Origin of the sequence: Bradyrhizobium sp. NAS96.2 (assembly GCF_001908235.1) — a bacterium.
Taxonomy (GTDB): Bacteria; Pseudomonadota; Alphaproteobacteria; order Rhizobiales; family Xanthobacteraceae; genus Bradyrhizobium.
On sequence record NZ_LGHK01000407.1, the window covers coordinates 1 to 1,154 of the forward strand.

At 57.5% G+C, this 1,154-nt stretch carries 2 protein-coding genes; both read right to left on the reverse strand.

Annotated features, from left to right (window positions below; genetic code table 11):
* On the reverse strand, positions 1-811 hold an 811-nt coding region (locus AC628_RS41585; protein ID WP_143202117.1), incomplete at its 3' end, for a CopD family protein.
* Positions 812-820: 9 nt separating this feature from the next.
* A partial coding sequence (locus tag AC628_RS41590; RefSeq protein ID WP_074132556.1) for a copper resistance CopC family protein occupies positions 821-1,154 on the reverse strand: 334 nt, incomplete at its 5' end.

Consider the following 1,154-nt stretch of genomic DNA (forward strand, 5'->3'; position numbering starts at 1 on the left):
CGGTTTCCATGACGGGTAGGAAGCGCGTGCGAATCCGATTGGCCACCAACAGGATGCATGCAAGTAGAGCAAGCTTCGTTATAATTAGTTGACCGTAGGTCGTGCCAAGCCACTCGCCAGCCGAACTAGCGGAGCTAAACGCGAGCACCACACCTGATGCGACGACGACGATCACGAAACCGATTGCTAGTTGGGAGAAACGTCGCAGCGTCGCTGCGACATAGACGCGCCGAGTCTCCGTGGGGGTGACAGCGACCGTAGCCACCAGCCAGATCCAAGCGGGTAAGGCCCCAAGCCAAGCAGAAACCGCGAGCACGTGAAGTTGATAGGTCGGAACGAGCCAACGGCTGTCGTCTTCCCCGGCGGCGTGTCCAGCAAGTGGACCAATCAGCGCGATCAGTGCTGCTGTCCCGCCTGTCACGATTGAAGCTAAACGTTGCCGCTGCCTCGACCGGCCGCAAATTGGGATCGCTGTCGGCAGCAGCAAAAGAAGAGAGAGCGCTAACCTTGCAAGCGTGATCCGACCGTAATGTGTGTCAAATCCGAAGCTTTCCAGCGTCTGGCCAGACGCCACTATCTCCGGTAGTGCCATATCTGTCGCAATCGCGACTTGAGCGATAAATAACCCAGCAGTAGCGAAGAGGTGAATGCCGGCCGCCCAGAGAAAGCTCACCTGCACTCGTCTTTGCCAAGCGGCAAGGAACGGATCGGAAGACGGCGCTGCCAGCAACAGAAAGAGTACTCCGCCTATGACCCATGCAAGCGCAATGTCAGCGATGGCCTTGCACAGAGCTGGAAACAATACCGTCATTCCGCATGCCTAACGTTCCTCGACGGTGAACTGATAGCCGTAGTCCACCACATGCCCGTCTTGCGAGAGCACGCGGTAATGAACCGAATAGCTGCCCGCTCTCATGTCAGATACTGCCGTTACCATGCACTTCGGATCATTGCCTGCTTTCAAATCGCCGAGCGTTAGCGACTGACCGTTGGCGTTCTTGAGCTCCACTTTCGAAAACTTGAGCTCTATGCGTTCGTTGAAGCACAGTTCGATCTGCTGCGGCGAATGAGCTAACACGGCCCGGCTCGCGGGATCGGACTTCACGAGAGCGGCATGTGCAGAGGCAGCCGTCGGCAGGCACACGAGGCCAACG